At 67.3% G+C, this 23,744-nt stretch carries 23 protein-coding genes; 7 read left to right on the forward strand and 16 right to left on the reverse strand.

Annotation, left to right across the window (positions count from 1 at the left end):
- The first annotated feature begins 30 nt into the window (after nucleotides 1-30).
- On the forward strand, nucleotides 31-1,326 hold the full coding sequence (locus tag D6T63_RS14365; RefSeq protein ID WP_120149751.1) for an aminotransferase-like domain-containing protein: 1,296 nt from the start codon (nucleotides 31-33) through the stop codon (nucleotides 1,324-1,326).
- Between the two features lie 24 nt (nucleotides 1,327-1,350).
- On the opposite strand, the gene D6T63_RS14370 is transcribed toward D6T63_RS14365, so the two are convergent.
- From D6T63_RS14370 to D6T63_RS14400, 7 genes are all read right to left on the reverse strand, one after another.
- Nucleotides 1,351-1,575 carry a hypothetical protein gene (locus tag D6T63_RS14370; protein WP_120149752.1) on the reverse strand — a complete coding sequence of 75 codons (225 nt, stop codon included), beginning with the start codon at nucleotides 1,573-1,575 and terminating at the stop codon, nucleotides 1,351-1,353.
- Between the two features lie 9 nt (nucleotides 1,576-1,584).
- Nucleotides 1,585-3,255: a 2-oxo acid dehydrogenase subunit E2 gene (locus D6T63_RS14375; protein ID WP_120149753.1), complete on the reverse strand. Its 1,671-nt coding sequence runs from the start codon at nucleotides 3,253-3,255 to the stop codon at nucleotides 1,585-1,587.
- A 9-nt stretch (nucleotides 3,256-3,264) separates the two neighbouring features.
- Complete coding sequence (locus D6T63_RS14380) at nucleotides 3,265-4,239, reverse strand: alpha-ketoacid dehydrogenase subunit beta (protein ID WP_120149754.1); 975 nt, start codon at nucleotides 4,237-4,239, stop codon at nucleotides 3,265-3,267.
- On the reverse strand, nucleotides 4,239-5,459 hold the full coding sequence (gene pdhA / locus D6T63_RS14385; protein WP_120149755.1) for a pyruvate dehydrogenase (acetyl-transferring) E1 component subunit alpha: 1,221 nt from the start codon (nucleotides 5,457-5,459) through the stop codon (nucleotides 4,239-4,241). The genes D6T63_RS14380 and pdhA overlap by 1 nt, the downstream gene beginning before the upstream one ends.
- Nucleotides 5,460-5,594: 135 nt before the next feature.
- Complete coding sequence (locus D6T63_RS14390) at nucleotides 5,595-6,755, reverse strand: histidinol-phosphate transaminase (RefSeq protein WP_120149861.1); 1,161 nt, start codon at nucleotides 6,753-6,755, stop codon at nucleotides 5,595-5,597.
- On the reverse strand, nucleotides 6,739-8,082 hold the full coding sequence (locus D6T63_RS14395) for a hypothetical protein (RefSeq protein ID WP_120149756.1): 1,344 nt from the start codon (nucleotides 8,080-8,082) through the stop codon (nucleotides 6,739-6,741). The genes D6T63_RS14390 and D6T63_RS14395 overlap by 17 nt, the downstream gene beginning before the upstream one ends.
- Nucleotides 8,079-8,393 carry a hypothetical protein gene (locus tag D6T63_RS14400; RefSeq protein ID WP_147394384.1) on the reverse strand — a complete coding sequence of 105 codons (315 nt, stop codon included), beginning with the start codon at nucleotides 8,391-8,393 and terminating at the stop codon, nucleotides 8,079-8,081. The genes D6T63_RS14395 and D6T63_RS14400 overlap by 4 nt, the downstream gene beginning before the upstream one ends.
- Nucleotides 8,394-8,510: 117 nt before the next feature.
- Here D6T63_RS14400 and purB point away from each other — a divergent pair, with 117 nt between their 5' ends.
- The 3 genes from purB (at nucleotide 8,511) to D6T63_RS14415 (ending at nucleotide 12,420) form a co-directional block, all read left to right on the forward strand.
- Nucleotides 8,511-9,941 carry an adenylosuccinate lyase gene (gene purB, locus D6T63_RS14405; protein ID WP_120149758.1) on the forward strand — a complete coding sequence of 477 codons (1,431 nt, stop codon included), beginning with the start codon at nucleotides 8,511-8,513 and terminating at the stop codon, nucleotides 9,939-9,941.
- A 61-nt stretch (nucleotides 9,942-10,002) separates the two neighbouring features.
- Nucleotides 10,003-10,878: an endonuclease/exonuclease/phosphatase family protein gene (locus D6T63_RS14410; protein WP_182977023.1), complete on the forward strand. Its 876-nt coding sequence runs from the start codon at nucleotides 10,003-10,005 to the stop codon at nucleotides 10,876-10,878.
- A gap of 99 nt (nucleotides 10,879-10,977) precedes the next feature.
- Complete coding sequence (locus D6T63_RS14415) at nucleotides 10,978-12,420, forward strand: lipase maturation factor family protein (RefSeq protein WP_120149760.1); 1,443 nt, start codon at nucleotides 10,978-10,980, stop codon at nucleotides 12,418-12,420.
- On the opposite strand, the gene D6T63_RS14420 is transcribed toward D6T63_RS14415, so the two are convergent.
- The 5 genes from D6T63_RS14420 to D6T63_RS14440 form a co-directional block, all read right to left on the reverse strand.
- Nucleotides 12,397-12,963: a 2'-5' RNA ligase family protein gene (locus D6T63_RS14420; RefSeq protein WP_120149761.1), complete on the reverse strand. Its 567-nt coding sequence runs from the start codon at nucleotides 12,961-12,963 to the stop codon at nucleotides 12,397-12,399. The two genes, D6T63_RS14415 and D6T63_RS14420, sit on opposite strands and share 24 nt — an antisense overlap.
- Nucleotides 12,964-13,058: 95 nt before the next feature.
- A complete protein-coding gene (locus D6T63_RS14425) occupies nucleotides 13,059-13,976 on the reverse strand; it encodes an FHA domain-containing protein (protein WP_120149762.1) in 918 nt (305 codons plus the stop codon).
- Between the two features lie 13 nt (nucleotides 13,977-13,989).
- Complete coding sequence (locus tag D6T63_RS14430) at nucleotides 13,990-14,244, reverse strand: hypothetical protein (protein ID WP_120149763.1); 255 nt, start codon at nucleotides 14,242-14,244, stop codon at nucleotides 13,990-13,992.
- 131 nt (nucleotides 14,245-14,375) lie between these two features.
- A complete protein-coding gene (locus tag D6T63_RS14435; RefSeq protein WP_120149764.1) occupies nucleotides 14,376-15,359 on the reverse strand; it encodes an aldo/keto reductase in 984 nt (327 codons plus the stop codon).
- Nucleotides 15,360-15,367: 8 nt separating this feature from the next.
- A complete protein-coding gene (locus tag D6T63_RS14440) occupies nucleotides 15,368-16,984 on the reverse strand; it encodes a cryptochrome/photolyase family protein (protein ID WP_120149765.1) in 1,617 nt (538 codons plus the stop codon).
- A gap of 133 nt (nucleotides 16,985-17,117) precedes the next feature.
- On the opposite strand from D6T63_RS14440, the gene D6T63_RS14445 reads away from it, so the two are divergent.
- Nucleotides 17,118-18,605: an FAD-dependent oxidoreductase gene (locus D6T63_RS14445; RefSeq protein ID WP_120149766.1), complete on the forward strand. Its 1,488-nt coding sequence runs from the start codon at nucleotides 17,118-17,120 to the stop codon at nucleotides 18,603-18,605.
- 81 nt (nucleotides 18,606-18,686) lie between these two features.
- Here the strand turns inward: D6T63_RS14445 and D6T63_RS14450 are convergent, their stop codons facing one another.
- The 3 genes from D6T63_RS14450 to D6T63_RS14460 all read right to left on the reverse strand — a co-directional run bounded on the left by D6T63_RS14450 (nucleotide 18,687) and on the right by D6T63_RS14460 (nucleotide 20,451).
- Nucleotides 18,687-19,379: a Pr6Pr family membrane protein gene (locus D6T63_RS14450; RefSeq protein ID WP_120149767.1), complete on the reverse strand. Its 693-nt coding sequence runs from the start codon at nucleotides 19,377-19,379 to the stop codon at nucleotides 18,687-18,689.
- Nucleotides 19,376-19,795, reverse strand: coding sequence for a large conductance mechanosensitive channel protein MscL (gene mscL / locus D6T63_RS14455; RefSeq protein WP_120149768.1), 420 nt, complete (start codon nucleotides 19,793-19,795; stop codon nucleotides 19,376-19,378). The genes D6T63_RS14450 and mscL overlap by 4 nt, the downstream gene beginning before the upstream one ends.
- 101 nt (nucleotides 19,796-19,896) lie before the next feature.
- The gene (locus tag D6T63_RS14460; RefSeq protein WP_120149769.1) at nucleotides 19,897-20,451 is read right to left on the reverse strand and encodes a TetR/AcrR family transcriptional regulator; all 555 of its coding nucleotides are present in this window, start codon (nucleotides 20,449-20,451) and stop codon (nucleotides 19,897-19,899) included.
- A 91-nt stretch (nucleotides 20,452-20,542) separates the two neighbouring features.
- Here D6T63_RS14460 and D6T63_RS14465 point away from each other — a divergent pair, with 91 nt between their 5' ends.
- Complete coding sequence (locus D6T63_RS14465) at nucleotides 20,543-22,129, forward strand: MFS transporter (protein ID WP_220725949.1); 1,587 nt, start codon at nucleotides 20,543-20,545, stop codon at nucleotides 22,127-22,129.
- 192 nt (nucleotides 22,130-22,321) lie between these two features.
- Here D6T63_RS14465 and D6T63_RS14470 read toward each other — a convergent pair whose 3' ends face one another.
- Nucleotides 22,322-22,864, reverse strand: a complete 543-nt coding sequence (locus D6T63_RS14470) for a hypothetical protein (RefSeq protein WP_147394386.1) — start codon at nucleotides 22,862-22,864, stop codon at nucleotides 22,322-22,324.
- 216 nt (nucleotides 22,865-23,080) lie between these two features.
- On the opposite strand from D6T63_RS14470, the gene D6T63_RS14475 reads away from it, so the two are divergent.
- Nucleotides 23,081-23,686: a dihydrofolate reductase family protein gene (locus tag D6T63_RS14475; RefSeq protein WP_120149772.1), complete on the forward strand. Its 606-nt coding sequence runs from the start codon at nucleotides 23,081-23,083 to the stop codon at nucleotides 23,684-23,686.
- Nucleotides 23,687-23,744 lie beyond the last annotated feature (58 nt).

A 23,744-nucleotide genomic window follows, 5' to 3' on the forward strand; every position in this document is an offset into this window, starting at 1 on the left:
TGTTAGTCAACCCGCGCTTAGACTCTGGGCGTGACGTCCTCCAGCGAAACCTCCGCCGACCTCCTGCCCGCCGAGACCGAAGCCGCCCTCGAACGCGCCGTCGATTCCGCCAATCGCCACGATCAGCTCTTCTCGCTGAGGGCGGCCAACATCAAGCAGTCCGCGGTGCGCGATGTCTTCGACATCTCCATCCGTCCGGGCCTCGTGTCCCTCGCGGGCGGCAGCCCCTACCTCAAATCTCTTCCCCTGGAGGACCTGGGCCGCACTGCGCAGAAGATCATCGCCGAGCACGGGCTCGAGGCCCTGCAGTACGGCGGCGGACAGGGCATGGAGGAACTCCGTCGGCTCGTGTGCGAGGTGATGGCAGCCGAGGGCATCGAGGGGGCGAGCCCCGATGACATCGTGATCACGACAGGTTCGCAGTCCGCCCAGGACGTAGCCGCAAAGGTTTTCTGCAACCCGGGTGACGTGATCCTCTGCGAGGATCCCACCTACGTCGGCGCCCTGAACACCTTCGAGGCCTACGAGGTCGACGTCGTGACCATCCCCATGGACGACCTCGGCCTGATCCCGGAGGAGCTCGAGCGGATCATCGTCGAGCTGGAGGCGCAGGGCCGCGCGATCAAGCTGCTCTACACCATCCCCAGCTTCAACAATCCGAGCGGCATCACGATGGCCGCTGATCGTCGGCAGCGCGTCGTCGAGATCTGCCGCAGCCACACCATCCTGGTCCTCGAGGACAACCCTTACGGCATGCTGCGCTTCGACGGGGAGCCCCTCAAACCGATGCGTGCGGACAACCCCGATGACGTCATCTACCTCGGGTCCTTCTCGAAGATCTTCGCCCCGGGCGTGCGGCTCGGCTGGGCACTGGTGCCCAGGCACCTCCACCGCCGGTTCTACCTCGCCTGCGAGGCCGTGGTGCTGTGTCCGTCGCCGCTGACACAGATGCTCGTGACCGCCTACCTCACCGAGTACGACTGGCGGGGACACCTGCATTCGATGCGCAGCCTTTATCGGGAGCGGTGCGACGCCATGCTCGGCGCGCTCGCTGAGGAGTTGCCCGACGGCGTGCATTGGACGACCCCCGACGGTGGGTTCTTCGTCTGGGTGACCCTTCCGGAGGGCATCGACACCTATCCGCTGCTCTACAAGGCCATCGACGCCGGCGTCGTCTTCATTCCCGGTGCCGCGTTCACTCCGTCGGACGAGCCGTCGAACAAACTCCGGCTGGCGTTCAGCGCCGTGTCTCCCGAGGACATCGTCGAAGGTGTCCGTCGCCTGGCTCCGATCCTCCGCACGGCGATGGATGAGAACCGGGTGTAGGAAGGAAGCGGCCGGCCTCAGAACCTAGCGGGGCGGGCCCTTCTGCTGCCGCATCGTCACCGCGATGGAGATCAGGGCTGCGACGATCACGAGGATGGACAGCCGCGCGATGGTGTCCAGACCCGGAAGAGCCACCTGCAGCAAAGTGGACGCGATGAAGCCGATCGCCACCACCAGCAGGAGCCTGCTCAGGGGGTACCTGGGTCGCGGTCGGCGGCCCGGGTCCTCACCCGGCAGCTGCTGGTTCATGGGCCAACCCTAGTCGAGCAGCAGTGCGGGTTCCTCGAGGATGGAGGCGACGTCGGCCATGAAGCGCGCGCTGAGGTCGCCGTCGACGACCCGGTGGTCGAAGGAGCCGCCGAGCGTCGTGATCCAGCGGGGAATGACCTCGCCGTCGAGCACCCAGGGCTTCTGCTTGATGGTGCCGAACGCCACGATCGCCACCTCGCCCGGATTGATGATCGGCGTTCCCGTGTCGATGCCGAGGGCGCCGATGTTGGTGATGGTCAGGGTTCCGCCCTGCATCTGGGCGGGCTGAGTCTTGCCTGCCCGGGCCGTCGTCGCCAGGTCGTTCAGTGCCAGCGCGAGCTCCTTCAGCGAGAGGTCCTGAGCGTCCTTGATATTGGGCACCATGAGGCCGCGCGGAGTTGCGGCCGCGATGCCGAGATTCATGAAGTGCTTGACGAGAATCTCGTCGTCGGACCAAGTGGCGTTGACGGAGGGATTCCGCGCGGCTGCCCAGATGACGGCTTTCGCCAGGATGAGCAGCGGCGAGACCTTGATGCCCTCGAAATCGCGGGAAGCCTTGAGCCGCTTGACGAACTCCATGGTCCGCGAGGCATCGACATCCACGAAGATGCTGACATGTGGCGCCGTGAACGCGCTCTGCACCATGGCCTTCGCCGTGGCCTTGCGGACGCCCCTGACCGGGATGCGCTCGATACGGCCACCACCCAGCAGCTTGCGGTCGGTCCAGAACGAGTCGGCACCATCCTGCTCGGCGTCGCGCTGGGACTGGTAGCTCATGAGGTCCTGCTTCGTCACCTCACCGGCAGAACCGGTGGCCGGCACGTCGGCCAGGTTGATCCCGAGGTCCCGGGCGGCCTTACGGACCGGCGGCTTCGCCAACACGCGGTTGATCAGCTGGTTGAGCGGGTTGACCCGGGCCTGCGGCGCCATCCCCTCGGACTGCGCAGGAGCGGTGCCCGATTCCGGCCGGACTTCCACGGCGGCGGCCTGACGAGCCGGCTCCGGGCCACCGGCATGGCCGGCCTGGTCGGAGGCCTGCTGCTCGTCGAGGCGAGTAGCTGCCGCGTGGCCCTGCTGTGACCCGACGTGCGCACCGGACACCGGGGCAGCCTGCGGCTTCCGGGGGCGACGCCTCACCGCGTCTGCCTTGGGGCCCGTGCCGACAAGGGGACCCGGTGTCGGTTCCGCCGGCGCTGCCCCAGGAGCCGCAGCCTCCCGGGCGGGGCTGCCTCCTGCGCGGGGGCCGGCAATCTCTCCCGGCATCTCGGGCACCGGAACAGGATCCTGGTCGGGCGACGAGGAATCGGCAGCGGACCGGCCATGGTTCGCGCCCGGAGCCGGGGGCCATGCGGTTCCACTGGAGCCATGACCGCTCGTGTCCTGCGGCGCGGTGACGCCCGGGCCGGCGCCGTCGTGTTCATTCCCGGATCCGGAGACGGACGCGTCCTCCACGGAGATGATCGGCGTGCCGACCTCGATCGTCTCGCCCTCGGGTACGAGCAACTCGGAGACCGTTCCCGCGTACGGCGAGGAGAGCTCGACGAGCGACTTCGCGGTCTCGATCTCGCAGATGATGTCATTGACGGACACCGTTGCGCCGGGCGCCACCTTCCACTGCACGATCTCTGCCTCGGTGAGGCCTTCACCGACGTCGGGCAGATTGAACGTCTTGAGCGTCATGATGGTCCTTCAGTAAGCGAAGGCACGGTCGAGTGCCTCGAGGATGCGGTCGATGTCCGGCAGGTACTGCTCCTCCACACGTGCCACCGGGTACGGCATGTGGAAGCCGCCCACGCGGATGACGGGTGCCTCGAGGGACAGGAACGCCCACTCGGAGATTCGCGCTGCGATCTCCCCGCCGAGGCCGCCGAAGGTCGGAGCCTCGTGCGCGACGACCAGGCGACCGGTGCGGGTCACCGATGCGGTGACGGTGTCGAAGTCGATCGGCGAGATGGAGCGAAGGTCGATGACCTCGATGCTCCGGCCGTCCTCCGCGGCGGCAGCCGCCGCCGCGAGTGCGACTGGCACCAGCGGTCCGTAGGCCACGACGGTGGCGTCGCTCCCCCTGCGGAGAACCTGGGCCGTGAACGGATCGGCCGCCGGAGTCCTCGTGTCCACGTCGCCCTTGAGCCAGTAACGGCGCTTGGGCTCGAAGACGATCACCGGGTCCTCGCAGGTGACGGCCTGCTGGATCATCCAGTAGGCGTCCTGGGGATTCGACGGAGTGATGATCCGCAGGCCCGCTGTGTGGGCGAAGAGCGCCTCGGGCGACTCCGAGTGATGCTCGACGCTGCCGATCCCGCCGCCGTAGGGGATCCGGATGACCACAGGAGCGCTGAGCATGCCGTCACTGCGGGTGCGGAGCTTCGCCAGCTGGGTGGTGATCTGATTGAATCCGGGGAAGACGAAGCCGTCGAACTGGATCTCGCAGATGGGCCGGTAGCCGCGCAGCGCCAGGCCGATCGCGGTGCCGATGATGCCGGATTCGGCCAGAGGGGTATCGACGACGCGCATGGCCCCGAACTCCCTCTTCAGCCCGTCCGTCACGCGATAGACGCCTCCGAGCTCGCCGATGTCCTCGCCCATCAGCAGGGTCTTCGGATCATGTGCGAGCGAGGCACGTAATCCCTCGTTGATCGCCTTCGCGATGGTCATCGTCGCCATCAGGCGTGCTTCCCTTCGTCGGCGAATCCGGCCTCGTACTGCTGGAAGAAGCGCAGCTCCTCCTGGACGAGCGGATGCGGTTCCGCGTACACGGCCGCGAAGCGGCTTTCGAGATCCGGCGCGGTCATGGACAGCACGGCCTCCCGCAGGTCCGTGGCCATGGAGCGGGCCTCGGCACCCAGCTCCTCGAAGAACGACTCGTCCGCCAGGCCCGCTGTACGGAGGTAGGCCTCGAGGCGTGCGAGCGGGTCACGGGTCTGCCATTCCTGCTCGTCCCGTGACAATCGGTACTTCGTCGGATCGTCCGCCGTGGTGTGTGCACTCATGCGGTAGGTGTAGGCCTCGATCAGCACCGGCCCCTTCCCCGTTCGCGCATGTTCGAGCGCCCATCGCATGACGGCCTCGACGGCGACGACGTCATTGCCGTCCACGCGTACCCCCGGGAACCCGTAGCCTTCGGCTCGCTTCGCCAGCGGCACCTTCGTCTGAACGGAGGACGGAACCGAGATAGCCCACTGGTTGTTCTGGCAGAAGAAGACGACCGGCGCGTCGAAGGAGGCGGCGAACACCATCGATTCGTGGATGTCACCCTCGGAACTGGCGCCGTCACCGAAGTAGGCGACGGACACTCCCTGCGGAAGGGACGGGTCTGCCAGCTGGTCACGTTGCATTCCCATCGCGTAGCCGACCGCGTGGAGGGACTGCGCCGCCAGCACCAGCGTGTACAGATGGAAGTTCCGCTCGCGCGGGTCCCAGCCGCCGTTGGTCACGCCCCGGAAAAGGCGAAGGATCTCGTCGAACCGGACGCCTCGCGTCAGGGCGACACCGTGCTCGCGGTATGTGGGGAATGCGTAGTCCTGAGGCTGAAGGGCGCGGCCGGAACCGATCTGCGCAGCTTCCTGGCCCGTGAGCGGTACCCACAGGGCGAGCTGGCCCTGGCGCTGCAGCGCGGTGGACTCCTGGTCGAAGCGCCGGATGAGAAACATGTCGCGGTAGAGCGAGCGGAGGTGCGGGGCGTCCGTCGCCGACAGGTATGGAGCGAAATCGACGGTGCTTCCGGCGACCTCGGCCGCCATGCCACCGGCCATCGAGCCATCCGAGGAGAGGACCTGAAGCATCTCCCCACCGGGCTCCTGGTCCCGGCCGACATCGGCGGCGTGCGCGGCGCGCAGTACTTCCTCTGCCTCGAACTCCGCTGCCGGCAAGCGACTGGCGTTCATCCCTGCTCCTTACCCGACCCTATACATACCTCTTACGGAATGTTTGCCGTAAGTCATACACCGAAGAACATATCTTCGGGCGACATACTGACCAAGACTAGTCAGCAGGGGCGCGCAGGCCTATTCGAGACGGACTCAACGGGCAGCGGGTCGGTGCGTGTATTCTCCGCACAGCTCCAGGAAGCGCGTGTTGGCGGTCTCCTCACCAATGGATACACGGACGCCTTCGGACCCGAAAGCGCGGACGGACAATGCATGCTCTCCGGCTCTCGCCGCGAAGTCCTGCGTGTGATCGCCGAGTGCCAGCCAGACGAAGTTGCCCTCTGCCTCCGGGACGTTCCAGCCCAGGCCGCGCAGACCCTCGACCACGCGCGTGCGCTCGTCGACGATCAGCTGCACGCGGGCCTCGACCTCATCGATGTGACGCAGCGATGTGACGGCGGCATGCTCGGCGATCTGCGAGACGGCGAACGGAACGGCGCTGACCCGGAGGTGCTCCGTGAGCGACGGCTGCGAGACGGAGTAGCCCACCCGGAGGCCGGCCAGGCCGTGGGCCTTCGAGAACGTCCGCAGCACGATGACGTTCCCGTAGTCGCGGTAGAGCTCGATCCCGTTGACGGCGTCGGGCCGACGGACGAACTCCTGGTAGGCCTCATCGATCACGACGACGACGTGGGAGGGCACCTCCGCGAGGAAATCGACGACCTCGTCCCGCGTGAGGATGGGCCCCGTGGGGTTGTTGGGCGTGCAGAGCAGGACCACGCGGGTCCTGTCGGTGATCGCGGCGGCCATCGCTTCGAGATCGTGGGTGCCGTCCGCCCGGACCGGTACCTGGATGCCCGCAGCGCCGGCGAGCCCGACGCTGATGGGGTAGGCCTCGAAGGACCGCCACGCATAGACCACCTCGTCGGGTGCATCGAAATCGTTCTGCCCGGCGAAGGTGGCGAGGATCTGGTTCAGTGCCCCGAGGCTGCCCGCCCCGGTCACGATGTCGGTCGCAGGCACGCCGAGGTAAGCCGCGAGTTCGGTCCGCAGTGCGGTCGTCATGGGATCGGGATACCTGTTGATCGAGGTCTCGGAGGCGATGGCCGCGAGCACTGCAGGAAGGGGCGGAAGGGGGTTCTCATTCGAGGACAGCTTGAAACTCTCCAGGCCGTCCACCATGACGGGCGGCTTGCCCGCTGCGTAGCGCGGAAGCTTTCCGAGGACGCCACGTGGGCGGAGACCCGGTGAGCTGCCCTCGGCTTCGGAGGTTTCGGCGGGGGGTATGGCCCGGAGGTCATCGATCGAAGTCATGGCCATAGCCTAGACCGGCTCCCGCCGGAGGGGGCGTGGCTCCGGGCCCCGGTTTGACCTTCGGATGTACGCGCCGTACTGCCGTGAAGGTGGAGCGGTGGGCGGTTCCACGGGCGCCGGCCGTTGCGAGAAGGGCGGTGGCCAGGACGAGGGACGGTGCACTGCTGGCATCCACGAGCCTCGCGCCTTCCGCGTAGTTCTTCAGCTTGTGTGCCGGTCCCAGTCCCCAGGGTTCCGGCGAGCCGTCCGCCGCCTGACCGAGGGGTGGCACCGGATGGGTCAGCGTGACGGTCGTCCGGTGGCGGTCGTCGCCGTTCGGTGACGAGTCGAGTCCTGGCACCGCGTCGGCTGCGTGCTCGAGGTGCAGGTACTCGCCGCTGTTCGTCTTCTGCCATCCCGTCGGCGACCCGACCGTCAGGACCAGTTGGACGTCGTACTGCCCGCCGAGCCCGCCAGAACCAGCGAGGTTCACGGCGTGCATCCCACCCTGGCTGTAACCCGCGAGCATCAGCGCGTCTCCTTGCCGGGCACCGGCTTGTGCGAGAGCTTCCAGCACAGCGGCCTCCGTGTACCGGCTGTCCTCGGCGAGGGCCTCCGCGACACCGCCGGCATCGAAGGGGTTGCTGCCGGCCACACCATCGACCAGTCGCGTCTGGGTGCCGGGGAGCACCACCATGTACACAGGGTCCGCGTCGGTACCCAGCCGCAACACCTCGAAGGTCCCTGCTCCTTCGGCCTCCACTGCCGCGACGCGCTTCACCACGCCCTCGACCGTCCCGTCGAACGCCACCACCGCCCCGAAGGAGGAGCCTGCGCCGGAAGTGTGGGAGCCACCGGCACCGAAGGACGCACCACGGAGGTCGATCGGTCCTACCTGCAGGGCACCGCCGATCATCGCCCCGCGGGCCAGTGCCCGCGCCGTCGCACCGGTTCCGCTGCGTGCAGCCTCCGTCGCCGCGACCGCGGCGGTATCAGCCAGACGGTAGGCACGCAGGCTCACTCGGAGTCGTTCCTCCGTCGTGGCCAGTAACCGGCCGTTCTCGGCCGCGGACGACCACGCGGAGCCCAGCTGGGCCCGCGCAGCCTGGTAATACGGCCCGGCTACGCCTCCTGTCGGCCGAAGGTGCATGATGCGCCATGGAAGTTCCGCCACATCAGCGTCCAGGTGACCGAGGGCCGTGGCGACGTCGGCCGTGTCTGCCGAGAGGAGGGCGAGTACCCGAGCGGCGTGATCCAGTTCGTCCCACTGGAACCGGATTCCTCCGACTCCCCCGCGGATGTCCATCGAACCGTCGTCGGGCCTCTCGGGCCGGAGCCGGTCCGTCACAGTCCCACCTCACGATGCAGCGCCTCGGCCTCGCGGACGAGATGACCGTAGTCACCGAGGTCCTGCGCGGCGGACTCCAGCAGGCTGATGGTGCCCGAAAGCTCGGTGCAGCGTTCGGAGAGGTACGTACGGAAGTTGCCACCTGCGGGGGAATCCCAGGAGAGAAGGGCGACGGACAGTGCGTGCCGCCGGATGTCCGCGAGCTTCCCCGCATGCCTCCTGAGGGCCGCCTCCATCGCGGTGATCTCCTCGCTCGCAGGACCTCCCGGCACGCACCCGGTTCCCGCGCCCCATCGACCGTCCATCGCCACACCCCGTCTCCGCCTGTTCCCTCCACGCTAGGAGGACGGCCTGTGGCGGGCGGCCCGGCGGGCGGGTATGTGGACACGACGTGCCGTGCCGGGCCGGCTCCGTGAAATGATGGGTCAATGGCTGACTCCGCGCTCTCCCGGGTTGAATTCGCTGCTCTGTCCCGAGGGGAGGGAACGTCGCTGACCCTCGGCCCCCTCGACGGCCGGTACCGCGAGGCCGTCGCCCCCCTCATCGATTTCCTCTCGGAAGCCGCGCTCAACCGCGATCGCGTCCACGTCGAGGTCGAATGGCTCATCCACCTCACGCGCCACGCGGTGCTTCCCGGCACGGAGCCGCTGGGCGCGGACCAGGAAGCGGCGTTGCGTTCTGTCGTCACCTCGTTCGACGACGGTTCGGTGGCCGAGCTGGCCGAGATCGAGGCCGTCACCGTTCATGACGTCAAGGCGGTGGAATATTACATCGGCCGGCGGCTCGAAGGCATAGGCATCGGGCACCTGAAGCCCCTGGTGCACTTCGGCTGCACCTCCGAGGACATCAACAACCTCTCCTACGCCCTCGGGGTCAAGGGCGCCGTCGTGGATATCTGGCTTCCCGCCGCACGCAGCCTCGTCGCATCCATCGCGGACCTGGCCCGCTCGTCGCGGGACACCCCGATGCTCTCCCGCACGCACGGCCAGCCGGCGACCCCGACCACGCTCGGCAAGGAGATGGCGGTCGTCGCCCACCGGCTGACGCGACAGCTCGACCGCATCGCCGCTACCGAATTCCTCGGCAAGATCAACGGCGCAACGGGCACCTACGCGGCCCACTACGCCTCGGTTCCGCAGGCCGACTGGCAGGACGTCGCCCGGACCTTCGTCGAGGGCCTCGGTCTCACCTGGAATCCGCTGACCACGCAGATCGAATCGCACGATTGGCAGGCGGAGCTGTACTCCGACGTCGCCCGCTTCAACCGTATCCTCCACAATTTCTGCACCGATGTCTGGAGCTACATCTCCATCGGCTATTTCGCCCAGATCCCGGTCGCGGGCGCCACCGGTTCCTCGACGATGCCCCACAAGGTCAACCCGATCCGCTTCGAGAACGCGGAGGCGAACCTGGAAATCTCGTCGGCCCTGCTCGACGTCCTGGCGGCGACCCTCGTGACCTCGCGCTGGCAGCGGGACCTGACGGACTCCTCCAGCCAGCGCAACATCGGCGTGGCTCTCGGGCATTCGCTGCTAGCCATCTCCAATGTGGCGAAAGGCCTTGCCCGGCTCGACGTCGCGGAGGACGTGCTCACGGCCGATCTCGACGGCAACTGGGAGGTGCTCGGCGAGGCGGTCCAGATGGTCATGCGAGCCGAAGCGGTCGCCGGCGTAGGTGGCCTCGACGATCCCTATGAGCGGCTGAAGGACCTCACCCGTGGCCAGCGCGTCACTGCCGACCGCATGCGTGAGTTCGTCGGCGGCCTCGGGCTCAGCGAGGAGGCGGAGCAGCGACTCCTCGACCTGACGCCGGCGCGTTATACCGGGATCGCGGCGCAGCTCGTGGACCATCTGGGTTGACCGGGTGCCGGCGCAACGCCGGGCAGCAGTCATGCTCCACGTGCCGCACCGGAAAGGCGCCATGCCACGAACACCCGCACCACCCCCGCTGATCAAGGCCGGCCGAACGTCCCTGCATGTCATGAGCTTCAACATCCGGTACGACCGTCCCGCCACCCAGCCCGGTGACGTCGACTACTGGCCTGGCAGGATCGCCCCCCTGCAGGACCTGCTGCGCCGGGAGGTCCCGGCGGTCCTGGGCGTGCAGGAGGCGCTCCACCACCAGCTCGCTGTCATCGAGGCGGCATTGCCGCCCAGATACAGCATGATCGGAGCCGGCAGGGAGGGCGGCAGCAGGGGCGAGTACTCGGCGATCTTCTACGACGCACGCCGTCTGCAGCTCATCGAATGGGACCAGTTCTGGCTCTCCGACACCCCGAAGCTCATCGGCTCGTCCACCTGGGGCAACGGCGTGACCCGGATCGTCACCTGGGGGCGCTTCCGGGATGTCGTCATGGATCGGGAGATCCTGCTCGTCAACACCCACTTCGACCAAGAGTCGGACAACGCGCGGATCCGCAGTGCAGGGGCCGTCCTCGACCTCGTCCGGTTCTTCCGGCCGAGACTCCCCACGATCGTCATGGGGGACTTCAACTCCGACGCCGGGGCCTCCGCCCACCGCAGCTTCGTCGGCTCGGGCGTCCTCGTCGACGCCTGGCTCAGGGCGGAAGAGCACCTCACCCCCGACCACGGGACCTACCCGCGCTACGCACGGCCGGTCGACGGCGGGCGCCGGATCGACTGGATCCTCACGACACCGGACGTCCTGGTACGCCAGGCCGCCGTCAACACGTCGACGCTCGATGGCCGCTATGCCAGCGACCACGCACCGGTCCAGGTCCTCGTCGACATCCCGCGCAGGCATTCCGGTGCCGAGAACCCCGTTCCGCCCCGCTAGCGGTACTTCCCGGAGCAGCTACAGCTAGCACTTCGCGAAGCCGCGCGAGCCGGCAGTGCTCCCTTGACGACGCCTTCCTGGCGGCAGGACGCTGGACGGGTGGAGTGGTTGACCGAGGTCCTGTCGGCGGAGGACTACGAGGTGGGCCGGCAGATCCTGCAGCGCGGGGTGGCAGCCGTATACCTCGTCGCGTTCATCTCGGCCGTGAACCAGTTCCCTGCGCTTCTGGGTGAGAAGGGCTTGATGCCCGTTCCTGTGTTCCTCGAACATGCCGGGCGGCAGGCGGGTCCGTCCCTGTTCCACCGCGGCTACACCGACCGACTGCTGCGCATCGTCGCGTGGAGCGGCGCGGGGATCGCCGCCCTGCTGGTCATCGGGGTGCCGCAGGCCGGGCCGCCCTGGGTGCCCCTCGTAGCGTTCCTCGCCATCTGGTGGCTCTACACCTCGATCGTGAATGTGGGTCAGACCTTCTACGGCTTCGGGTGGGAAAGCCTGCTGCTCGAAGCCGGGTTCATCGTCGCATTCCTCGGGTCAGGTGATGTCGCACCGCCCTTCCTCGTCCTCCTGATGGTTCGCTGGCTCGTCTTCCGCCTCGAATTCGGCGCGGGCATGATCAAGATGCGCGGCGACAGTTCATGGCGGGACCTCACGGCGCTCTACTACCACCACGAGACCCAGCCGATGCCCAACCCGGCCAGCAGGTTCTTCCACCTCCTACCGAAACCGCTGCACCGCCTCGAGGTCGCCGGTAACCATGTGACACAACTGGCCGTGCCGTTCCTTCTCTTCGCTCCCCAACCGGTCGCGGGTTTCGCGGCGCTGGTCATGATCGTGACGCAGGGCTGGCTGGTGCTGTCCGGCAATTTCGCCTGGCTCAACACCCTGACGATCATCCTGGCCTTCGCCGCCGTCCCCGATTCCTTCTACGAGGCAGTTCTTCCCACCCTCGAGCTGTCCGGCTCCTACGAGCCGACGCCCCTGTGGTTCACGATCGTCGTCGCGCTCGCGATGCTGCTCCTCGCCTATCTGAGCTGGCCGTCACTCCTGAACCTGTTCGCCCGGCGGCAGTTGATGAACGCGAGCTTCAACCGGTGGCATCTCGGCAATGCCTACGGTGCGTTCGGCAGCGTCACGAAGGTGCGGTACGAGGTGATCGTGGAGGGAACGCTCGACGACGTCGGACCGGGCGCGCGGTGGCGTGAATACGAGTTCAAGGGCAAGCCGGGCGATCCGTCCAGGATGCCCCGCCAGTTCGCGCCCTACCATCTGCGGTTGGACTGGATGATGTGGTTCCTCGCCCTCGGATCCGAGCGGGGCTGGTTCACGCCGTTCCTGGTCAAGCTCCTGCAGGCCGACCCGCTGATCCTGAAACTCCTGCGCCATGACCCCTTCGACGGTGCACGGCCGCGCTACGTCAGGGCGAGGATCTTCATCTACCGGTTCTCGACGAGAGCCGAGAAGCGGGCCACCGGCCTGTGGTGGATCCGCGAACCGCAGGGCTTCCTCGTTCATCCGGCATCACTGCGTGCGGAGGTTCCCTGACTGCTCTTCCCAGGAGACTCCGCCGCCGCCGAGCAGGATGAGGCGTTTCTCCTTGGCGTCCCACCGGCGCACGATTCCCGCGCCCAGCCGTTCCGGCGGCCGCTCGCGGAGGAGCTCCAGGGCGTTCGCGAGCTGGCCGGAGGTGAGCCCATGCCCGAGGGTGACGTGCGGGGTCCACGCGCCGCGGAGTGTCGTGGGAACGGACTCGGGGACACCCTCGAGGGCGAACCAGATGCGCCGGTGCAGGTTGGTGAGGGCGGTATCGGCCACGACCTGACGGGCAAGGACGAACTTCCGGCGAGTGGGGAAGACGAGGAAACCCGCCGTCACCAGCTGCAGCGGCGGGCCTTCCGCGGCAGCAGCGAGGTCGTCGTCGTACCTGCCGTCGATGCGGGTGGCCGCGGCCAGGGTGATGTGCGGGGCATTGCTGAAGGACTGGTGCCTCGACTGGTTCGGCAGCCCCTCGGCCTCGAGCGCAGCCCAGTCCTCGAGCAGGACCAGGTCCGACGACGGGTCCAGCAGGAGTTCGACGCTATCGGCCATGCCGTGCGCACCTTCCTGCCGGTCCCGTCACTCCTCGTCCTGCTCGCCTTGTCCGCCCGGTCAGCGCGGCAGCCCGATCACCGCGGCGGACCCAGTCAGCGCGGCGGCCGTCGGAAGTCGCCGACACCCGTCGATCCATCCCTCTCGGTTCGCCCTGTGCGCGGATTGCGCTGGGGCCGCTGATAGGACAGCTCACCGCCGTTGCGTCCGCCGAAAGGCCTGCCGTGATCCGCATACTCCTCGCGGAAGAATGCCAGGGCCCACGCGCCCAGCTGGACACGCGCGCCGGTGCGGAGGACGGACTCCTCCCTGCCGTTGACGCTGCCCGTGATGACTCCGTGAGGCACCAGCACGTACTCGTCGTCCTCGGTGTGGACGACCTCCGCGTGGAGGTGATCGAGACCGACGAGCTGAAGCATCGCGTCCGCTCCGCTGCCGATCGTGGTGCGCTCACCCAACAGTTCGAACTCACGCGGCACCTGTCCGTTCCAGGACTCGGAATTTTGCACGAAGATCAGCCGCGGGCGACCGCCGCCGGGCAGGTAGTGCGTCGTCGTGATGGTCCGCTTGATCCGTCGGTTGACGGTCGGCACCAGTGGGAACGGCGTGGAGGGAGGAAGGAGCGATGGGGAGTCGCCCTTCTCCAGGGCACGCCGACCAATTCCGAGCAGCGGTGCGAGCGTCCCCGGCGAACCGAGCCGGATGTGCGGAGAACGCGTGATCAGCCGCTGGGCGAGGGAGGAGCGCACGGCTCCGATGCTGACCAGGAGACCCTTGGGTCCGCTGACGGACACCGCCAGACCGCGGTCCGCCAACGCCTTCGCGATGGTTCGCACCTGCCCGATGCCGGGCAGGTTGTTGCCGCGGAAAGACGCAGGATCATCCACGAAGACGTCCACGGTGCTGCCCGCGGCCTTCACCGTGCCGGACAGGCGCGCCTCCGGCTTGCCGTCGACCGCCGGCTCCCCCAGCGAGAAGTCGATATCTATATCGAGCCTGAGTGTCGAGGCCATCGTGTTGTGCGAATCAGCTCGCGTGCGGGCCGGAACCGCCGACGGCGTTGTCACTCGTCGTGATCCGCAGGGTGCCGTCGAACTTCCACGTCGCCCGGGGCGCGTCCGGGCCGATATCGCGCGGGACCTCGATGGTCATGTCCTGCAGCGTGTAGTTGATGGCTGCGCCACGGCCGGTCAGGTAGGACCACATCTCTTCGGCGAGGTCGGTCCAATCGCGGATGGTGTGGGACTCGCCGGGGCCAACGCTCGAGGTGTTTTCAGTCATGTCGATTCCTTCGTCAGTGATCTAACAATGACAGACGTCCTCTAACTCCGTCTGACCTGGTGTGCCCACCCTAGCGGAGGGCCGGTCCGACCGGAACCCGCCCACCGCAGGGGCAGGTTCCGGTCACGCGACTACCACTTCGGGTGCACGGTGGCCCTGAAGTGGCGGTCGTAGATGGCGGTGACGGCGTCGCTGATCCCGGCAGCGGCATCCGTGAAGCCGGCCGCGGCGGCATTTGCCCTGGCCTGCTCCGGGGTGCGCGCTCCAGGGATGACCGTGCTGACGCCGTCCTGCGCGACGATCCACGCGAGCGCGGCCTGTGCCGTGGTGGTCCCTTCGGGGACCAGCTCGGCGAACTCACGGGCCGCCTGGAGCCCGGTCTCGTAGTCGACCCCTGAGAACGTCTCACCCACGTCGAAGGCTGCACCGTTCCGGTTGTAGTTGCGGTGATCGTTCTCGGCGAATGCCGTGTCACTGGTGTACTTCCCGGACAGGAGGCCGGAGGCGAGGGGGACGCGCGCGATGATCCCGACGCCGGCGGCCTTCGCTGCCGGCAGGACGTCGTCGAGCGGCTTGAGGCGGAACGCATTGAGGATGATCTGGACGCTGGCGGTGTTGCCGCGGCTGATGGCAGCGAGCGCCTCGTCGGTCCGCTCCACGCTCACCCCGTAATTCCTGATGACGCCGTCGCTCACGAGGGTGTCCAGGGCGTCGTACACCTCGTCGGAGCTGTAGACGGAGGTCGGCGGACAGTGCAGCTGCACGAGATCGAGGGTGTCGACGCCGAGGTTCGTGCGCGAGCGGTCGATCCACTGCCGGAAGTTGGCGAGCGTGTAGTTCTCGGGGATCTGGTCGACTCGACGACCCATCTTCGTGCCCACGAAGATGTCGAGATCCGGATTGTCCTTCAGGAAGGCACCGATCGTCGATTCGCTCCTGCCGTCGCCGTAGACGTCCGCCGTGTCGAAGAAGGTCACGCCTGCTTCGACGGCCGCGTCGAGGACGGCGACGGCGTCCTCGTCCTCGACCTCTCCCCAATCGGCGCCGAGCTGCCAGGTGCCCAGGCCGATGACGGAGACGGGGTGACCGGTTGTTCCAAGGGTTCTCTTTTCCATGCTTTCGACTATAGGCCGGGCAGGGTGGCCTCGGTCGCCGTCTTCTCCGCCGCCATCCGCTGCTCGGCCGATGATCCCTGCTCCGCGGTCGAGCGTTCCTCGAGCGGCGCCCGAGCCTGGGTGGGCGTGCGCACCTCGCCCGGCCCACCCGACGTCGAGCCTCTGCCCGGGATCCACTGCGCAGCCTCTCGGCGCAGTGCGGTTCGCCGCTCGGCGTCCATGCGGTCGAGAAGGACGACGCTCATCCGGGATCTCGGATTGCGGGCGAACAGCTCGCGGTGGTCGCCCACGAACTCCCAGTAGAGCGCGTCCCAGCTGAACCGCCACGGCCCGTCCCCGAAGTCGCTCATCTTCCTGATGTAGTTGCTGCCGCTGACATAGGGCTTGGTGGTGATCATGGTTCCCGCGGCGTACTGGCTCATGGCGTAGACGTTGGGCACCATGACCCAGTCGTACGCGTCGATGAACATCTCCATGAACCACTCGTAGACGGCGTCCGGTTTCGCCCGCATCAGCAGGGCCGCGTTGCCGAGGATCATGAGGCGCTCTATGTGGTGCGCGTAGGCGGTGTCGAGTATCCGGGTGACGACGGAATCCACCGGCTCCAGGCCCGTGTCACCGGTCCACCAGCGCTGATCCAGGTCCGCGGTGAACCCGAGCGTGTTGCCGGTCCGCATCTCCCGACCGCGCAGCACGTAGGACGCGCGGATGTACTCCCTCCAGCCGATGATCTGGCGGATGAATCCCTCCACACTGGCGATCGGCGTCCCGTGCCGATCCGCGAAGTCGAGCGCGAGGTCGACCACCTCCACGGGGCTGAGGAGACCTGTGTTCATGCTGGAGCTCAGCGCCGAGTGGAAGAGGTAGGTCTGCCCCACGGCAATCGAGTCCTCATAGGGGCCGAAGAGCTCGAAACGCTCGACGAGGAACGCCTCGAGTGCGTCGAACGCCTGAGCGTGAGTCACGGGCCAGTTGAAGGATCCGGCGTTGCCGGGGTTGTCCGGAAACTCCGCGGCGACCCATCGGATGGCGTCCTCGACCTCCGGCAGGCGGTCGAACTCCGGCAGGTCCGGGAGATCGATCCTCTTGGGCAGCTTCTTGCGGTTCTCCGTGTCGAAGCTCCACTTTCCGCCCTCGGGCGAGCCGTCGGACCCAACCATGATCCCGAGCCGCTTGCGCTGCCACTCGTAGAAGGTCTGCATCCGCCAGTTGTGCGAAGAAAAGTAGGTGGCGAAGACGTCGCGGGAAGTGAGGAACTGTGGTGTCTCCAGTACGTGGGCCTCGACGCCGGCGTCGGCCAGCGTGCGGGTGAGCCGCCGCTCGAGCCAGTCGTCGACGACGTCGTAATAGGTCACGAGCGTTGCCTCACAGTCCGTGAGTGTGGCGTGGAGGCGCTCCTGGCTCGGTGTATCCGCCGACGTTTCCACATAGTGCGTGCTGTAGCCCGCCGCCTCTACCCGCCGGGCGAAGATGGTCATGGCTGCACGGTGCAGGACGAGCTTCTGCTGGTGGAACCGGAGGCTGCGGAACAGGAGATCGTCCTCGAGGAAGACGAAGTGCGTGTCGGAAGGGGCCTCGAGGTGCTCCTCGAACAGCTGGTGCGGCAGGACGAGTCGGACGTGCACGGAGGTTGCCTTCCTGAAGGAGACGGTCGTCCATCGTCACCCTAGCGCCAGCTCCGGCACGCATCCGGACGCTTGACTGTAAGCATGCTTAGTGGTTCGGTGGATCCACCGACCGGCTTCTGAAGGGACCACCATGAGATCGCTCTGGCTCGACACAGCACCGGCCATTCCCTCGGATCCGCTGCAGGAGAATTCCAGGTTCGACTCCGTGGTGGTCGGCGCAGGCCTGACGGGGCTCACGACCGCGTTGCTCCTGGCCCGGGCGGGTCACCGGGTGGCGATCCTCGAAGCCAGGACCACCGGAGCGGTCACCACCGGCAATACGACGGCAAAACTGTCCCTTCTCCAGGGCACCAGCATCTCGACCATCCTCAAACACCACAACGCCGAGCTGGCACGGGCTTACGTGACCGGCAACCGCGAGGGCCAGAGCTGGCTCCTGCGTTTCTGCAACGAGCACGGGATCGCCTACGAGACACGGGACGCGATCGACTACGCAACCACCGACACGGGCGCCCGCAAGCTGGTCTCCGAGCACGAGGCCTGCACCGAAGCAGGACTCGACACCGAACTCGGCACCGCGGCTTCCCTTCCGTTTCCCGTGAGGAAGACACTGCGCCTGCGAGACCAGGCGCAGTTCCATCCGCTGGAGGTGCTGGCCGGGCTGGCTGCGGAGTTCAAGCGTCACGGCGGGGTGCTCGTCGAAGGCGTCCGGGTCGAGGGGGTCGCCAGGACCGGGGCCGAGGGCGTGGAGTTGAAGACGAGCGCGGGGGCGGTGACGGCGTCGAACGTCGTGCTCGCGACCGGCATCCCCATCCTCGACCGCGGCGGGTACTTCGCCGTGCTGCAGCCCATGCGCTCCTACTGCGTGGCGCTGACGGTCGAGGATGACGTCCCCGAGGACATGTACCTCAGCGCGGATTCCCCTACCCGCTCTCTACGGACGGCGACGGTGGACGGCACCAAGTACCTGATTGTCGGCGGCAACGGGCACAAGGTCGGCCACAGCTCCAACACGCAGGCCAGAGTGGACGACCTGATCCGCTGGGCGCAGGAATACTTCCCGACGGCGAGGCCGGCCTACACCTGGTCCGCCCAGGACTACACGCCCGCCGCAGCCGTGCCCTACGTGGGCAAGGTACCGGCCGGAGGTGGCCATATCTACGCTGCCACCGGCTACAACAAGTGGGGCATGACCAACGCCGTGGCCGCCTCCCTCGCCCTGGCAGGTGAGATCCTCGGCGGCAACATGCCCTGGGCGGAGACGCTCTATCGCACGAAGATCAGCCCGGCCGACGCCCTGCAGACAACGCAGGCGAATGCCTCGGTGGGCATGAACATGGTGAGCGGCTGGTTGTCGGGCCTTTCCAGGAGCAGCGCTTCTGCTCCCGGGGAAGGCGAGGGGCATGTCATCCGCGAGGGAGCACGACCTATCGGCGTCTGCACGGTCGACGGCGTTCAGCATCGCGTCTCGGCCGTCTGCCCTCACCTCCGGGGGATCCTCTCCTGGAATGATGCGGAACGGTCGTGGGACTGCCCGCTCCACGGCTCCCGTTTCACGGCGAGCGGGAAACTGCTCGAGGGACCGTCGACGTCGGACCTGTCGGATACGCGAAGGTAGACCGGGACAGGCGCTGCTCGGATCGGAACGTTCCGAGCCGACACCCGCGGAGGGCGACCCCTGGACGCCCCCGAGGGTGCTTCAGGAACGGCCCCTCCGCACCCTGCCGAACAGGTCGGCGAGCGGAGCGACGTGGCGGCTGGCCAGGATCAAGAGGGCGCCGAAGCCTGTGCACGTGGCTGCGATGAGGAGGACGTACAGGAGAACCGACGCGTAGCCGGACGCCGGATCGAGGAAAGGATAGGGCACCCATCCGTCCGTCGCCCCCCGGACGAGGACGACGACCACCCACACCAGGGGGTAGATGAGGATCAGCCGGAGGACGCGATAGGACAATCGACGGCGGTCAGCGGTCACGAGCCAGTCCAGGACGGCATAGATCGGGAAGGCCACGTGCATCACCCAGTTGGACCAAGCGAGGTCGACACCGCCTGGAAGTCCGGCGAGCAGCAGGTTGTAGACGACGCCGACGACGAACATGTAGGTGGTGACAGCCGCTCGGACCGGGACGACCCACTCGGGTTCGGCAACTGATCGGAGGTGCAGCACGGCCACGATGAGCAGCACTGCCGCGGCCAGGAGGTTGCACTGGATGGTGAAGAAGCCAAAGAAATTGAATGGGTTGACGGCGGTGCGGGAGGCTGTGTCGAGGAAGGTCGACAGGACCGCCAGCAACACCACCGCTGCCACGGTGACTCGAACGACCGCCCTGGTCGGAAGGTTCTGCAGACGGAGGACACCCGGGTTCGTGCCCGAGCGGATTGCTGCGGTCACGGCCGGGCGTCCCTCGACGATATCTCCCGCAGGAGGTCCCGCATCTCCGTGAGGAGCGCGATGTCCATGGGCGTGGGCTCCTCCTCGGGCTCATGCGGGGCGGCGAGGGAGCGCAGCCGTGCGTTGGCACGGTTCATCGGCACCACGAAGAGGAAGTAGACGACGGCGGCTGTGATCAGGAAGGTGACGACGGCCGTGATGACGGCGCCGACGTCGACGAAGGTTGCGTCATTGCCCGGACGGACGAGGAAGCCGAATCCGGCCGCGTCGATACCGCCTGCCGAGGCGATCACCGGGTCGATGATGTTTGCGGTGAATGCCCCGACGAGAGCTGTGAACGCGCTGCCGATGACGACGGCGATCGCCAGTTCGATCACGTTGCCGCGCAGAATGAAGTCCCGAAAACCCTTGATCATGCGCTCGTCCCCTGTGGTCGATGTCCTGCCGAAGTGATTGCGGGACCAACTCTAGTGAGGTGGGCAAGCACCCGACCGGTCGCGGGCAGGGAGCCGGGTCTTTAGGTGCTGGTGATCCTGCCCCGGCCCGCGACGATCAGGTCGACGATGTCCAGCAGGCCATCGATTTCCCGGCTGCTCGTCCGTCCCGAGCCCGCCGATGCGAAGAATGCCGCGTCGTAGTAGAGGCCGTCCCCCAGCAGCTTGACCGCGCGCGCGGTGGTGCGGTCCCCGAGTTGGGCCTCGAGGGCGTCGAGCCAGCGTTCCTGGATCTCGGCCAGGGAGCCTTTTGCCGTCGGGTGCCCCTGCTGGGCGAGGCGTGCCATCGACACGAGTGCACGATCAAGGGCGCTGTCCTCGAACACGGAGGTACGCACGTAGTAGCGAGCCGCTCCGTCGGGGGCCTTCGTCATGGCGTCCCGGTCCCTGTCGGCGAGCCCGCGGAGGCGTTCGGCCAGTCCCTCCACGAGGGCTTCCTTCGAGGGGAAGTGATAGAGGAGGCCGCCCTTGGAGACGTCGGCCGCCGCTGCGACGGCTTCCATGGTGGCGGCTCTCTCGCCGTCTCGGATCAGCGCGTTTTCGAAGCTGTCGAGGATGCGCTCGCGGGAACTTGACACTCCCTGATGATACCCGTCACTTTTGTTGTACTGTACCGGCTGGACGGTATACCTTTGGGAGATGACCACTACACCGTCCCCCTCCGCACGTATGTCCGGGGTGAACCCGCGTGCCATCCAGTCCTCTCCCGTCCTTCCCGTTCCGCCTGCAGGCCGCCGCGCGTGGTTCGCCCTCGCCGTGCTGATGCTGCCGGTGCTGCTGGTCTCGGTGGACAACACCGTGCTGAGCTTCGCGTTGCCGGAGATCTCCCGACACTTCTTCACCAGCGGCACCATGCTGCTGTGGATCGTGGACAGCTATCCGCTGGTCCTGGCGGGCCTGCTCGTCGCCATGGGTAGCTTCGGGGACCGCTTCGGCCGCCGTCGCATGCTCATGATCGGTGCCGCAGGTTTCGCCGTGTTCTCTGTCGCCGCCGCCTTCGCCCCCACTGCGGGCTTCCTGTTGGCCTCCCGCGTCGGTCTGGGTGTCTTCGGTGCGATGCTCATGCCGTCGACCCTCTCGCTCATCCGCAACATCTTCACCGACCGCCACCAGCGTCGGATCGCCATAGCCGTGTGGGCCGCGGGCTTCTCCGCCGGCGCTGCGCTCGGTCCCCTGCTCGGCGGCATCCTCCTCGAGCATTTCTGGTGGGGCTCCGTCTTTCTCCTCGCCGTTCCTGTGCTCGTGCTGATGCTCGCGCTGACGCCTGCCGTCGTGCCCGAGTCCAGGGATGCCAATCCCGGTCGCGTGGACTACGCGGGCATCGTCCTGTCCGTCGCGACCATGCTTCCGGTCGTCTATGCCATCAAGAACCTCGCGAAGGGCGGGCCCCTGCTGGTGTCCGTGACGGCGGCGTTCATCGGCATCGCTGCGGGCACGGCATTCGTGGTGCGTCAGCTCCGGCGGCACGATCCCATGCTGGATGTGCGCCTGTTCAGGGTGCGGGCCTTCTCCGGCGCCGTCCTGGTGAACCTGCTGGCGATCTTCTCGCTCGTGGGCTTCCTGTTCTTCGTCGCACAACACCTGCAACTGGTGCTCGGCTACACCCCGCTCGACGCCGGACTCGTGCTCCTGCCGGGACTCCTCGTCACGATCATCGCGGGCCTTGCCGTCGTGCCCCTCGCACGCAGGCTGCCGCCGCACGTCGTCGTCTCGGTGGCGCTGCTGTTCTCCGCCGTGGCCTATGCGATGATCGCGCTGCTCGGGGAGGGTGGGTCTGCAGGATTCCTGATGATCGCCTTCGTCATCCTCGGCATCGGCGTCGGCGCCTCGGAGACCGTCTCCAACGACCTCATTCTCTCGACCGTTCCTGCAGCGAAAGCGGGCGCCGCCTCCGCGGTCTCGGAGACTGCCTACGAGGTGGGCTCCGTCCTCGGGACCGCCGTCCTCGGGAGCATCCTCCTCGCGTCCTACCAGCGGAACCTGATACTCCCCGCAGGGCTCAGTTCCGTGCAGGCCGAATCGGCCACCGAGACGCTCGGCGGCGCCGTCGAGGTGGCGTCCCAGCTCGGTCCCGGCAGTGCGTCGCTCCTCCGGGACTCCGCGTTCCACGCCTTCGACAGTGGAGTGACGGTCACCGCCGGCATTGCGGCCCTGCTGATGGTCGGGGCCTCGGTCCTCGCCGCCTGGAGCCTGCGCGGCAAGGCCGCAGTCGCACCCTCCCGGACGCACGGCACGTCCGCAGGCGCCTCCCGATAAGGAGGAACGGACCGTCGGCTCCAGCCCCCCCCCCCCCCCCCNCAGCGCCTCGTCCGTCTCGTAGTGAATGCCGTCATGCCCCTCGTCGGCTGATCCGACGGACACCCTCTTCCGGAACGCCTGGCGTATCAACCGTCCGTTCCGGCCCTCGACGAGGGCCCTCCGGGCCGGGAATCTTCGGCGTTCAACCGGTCACCGGTACCGCCGGGCGTTGGTGGCTTCCGGCGCGAAGACTCCGACCTGCAGACCGACGACAGGAGCATGCCAGCCCGATACCGGCGGGTTCTGCCCGGTCAACTGCACCCTGAGCCACCCGCTGAAGTCGCCCGTCACGCGGGTACACTCGACCACCTCCGACAGCGCGCAACCCCCTGTTCGAGGCACCTGAATCTTCGTGCCGTCCAGGAACGAGACGACTACCTTGACCCTTGCATCGGTCCGGCCTTCCCGCTCGGCGTAATCGGCCTCGTGCTGGAGAGCGGTCATCGCATGATCGAACACGACGGTTCCGCGATCGAAGGACGGATGCGACGGTCGTGCGACGGAGTGGAACGACACCCTGTGCAGCGGATGCACGTCGGAGACGATGGTCACTGCGCCTGCCTGGGCCTTGATGTGCAGCCACACCAGGTCGTCGGGAACCCCGTTGAGCTCGGCCAGGACAGGGCGCACACCGCAGGCATCCCAGATCGATCCGATCCGGTAGTGGAGCGCAGGAACCTTCGGACAGGTCACTGCGAACCCGTCCTCAGCCGCTTCGACACGAACCTTGAAGACCAGCACGTCCTACCGCCTACGGGACGCGAACGACGCCCGTAAGGGTCAAGATAGGCCTGTGCGGGGAGATTGGCCAGTGCCTCCTCGCAAGGACATTCCGCTTGGAGTTTCCGAGGAATTCACGGGCCGGCAGGATCGGTTGATTACGGTGGTGGCAATCAACACAATGTCTCCATGTTCAACTCCGTGAAGGTCTCCGCGCAGTTCTCCATGTCGCTCGATGGATTCATCGCCCGGGCCGACGACAGTGTCGGGCCGCTTTTCGACTGGTACGAGGCCGGAGACATTGCTACGTGGATGCCAGGACTTGCCCAACCGTTTCATCTGAGCGGGTTGGACGCCGCGTACTGGAATTCGCTGCCGCGTGAGGGTGCATTCGTGACGGGGCGGCGATTGTTCGATGTCACGCACGGTTGGGGCGGACACCCTCCGAACGAATCACCCACCGTGGTGCTCACGCACCGTGGGCCACCACCGGACTGGCCGCCGGCGCGGCGGGACGGAGGCCCTGCCCCGTTCGAGTTCGTCGCCGATCTGGACACCGCGCTCACTCGCGCCGCCCGACTGGCAGATGGCGGAGAGATCGGCGTCGCGGGACCCGATGTCGTGCAGCAGTGCCTGCGACGAGGATTCGTCGACGAGCTCCGGGTTGACTTGATTCCGGTGCTCCTAGGCGAAGGCATCCGCTGGTTCGACGGCCTCGTTGAAGAGATACTGCTCGACGATCCCGTGGTCGTGCCCGGCACTCGTGTCACCCATCTCATCTACAGGGTCCGGTGATGGAACACCGGGTCGACGTGGTACCCGCAACTGACGCCGAGCGAGATGGCCTAGCAAG

It is taken from the genome of Arthrobacter cheniae (assembly GCF_003602275.1).
Classification (GTDB): domain Bacteria; phylum Actinomycetota; class Actinomycetes; order Actinomycetales; family Micrococcaceae; genus Arthrobacter_D; species Arthrobacter_D cheniae.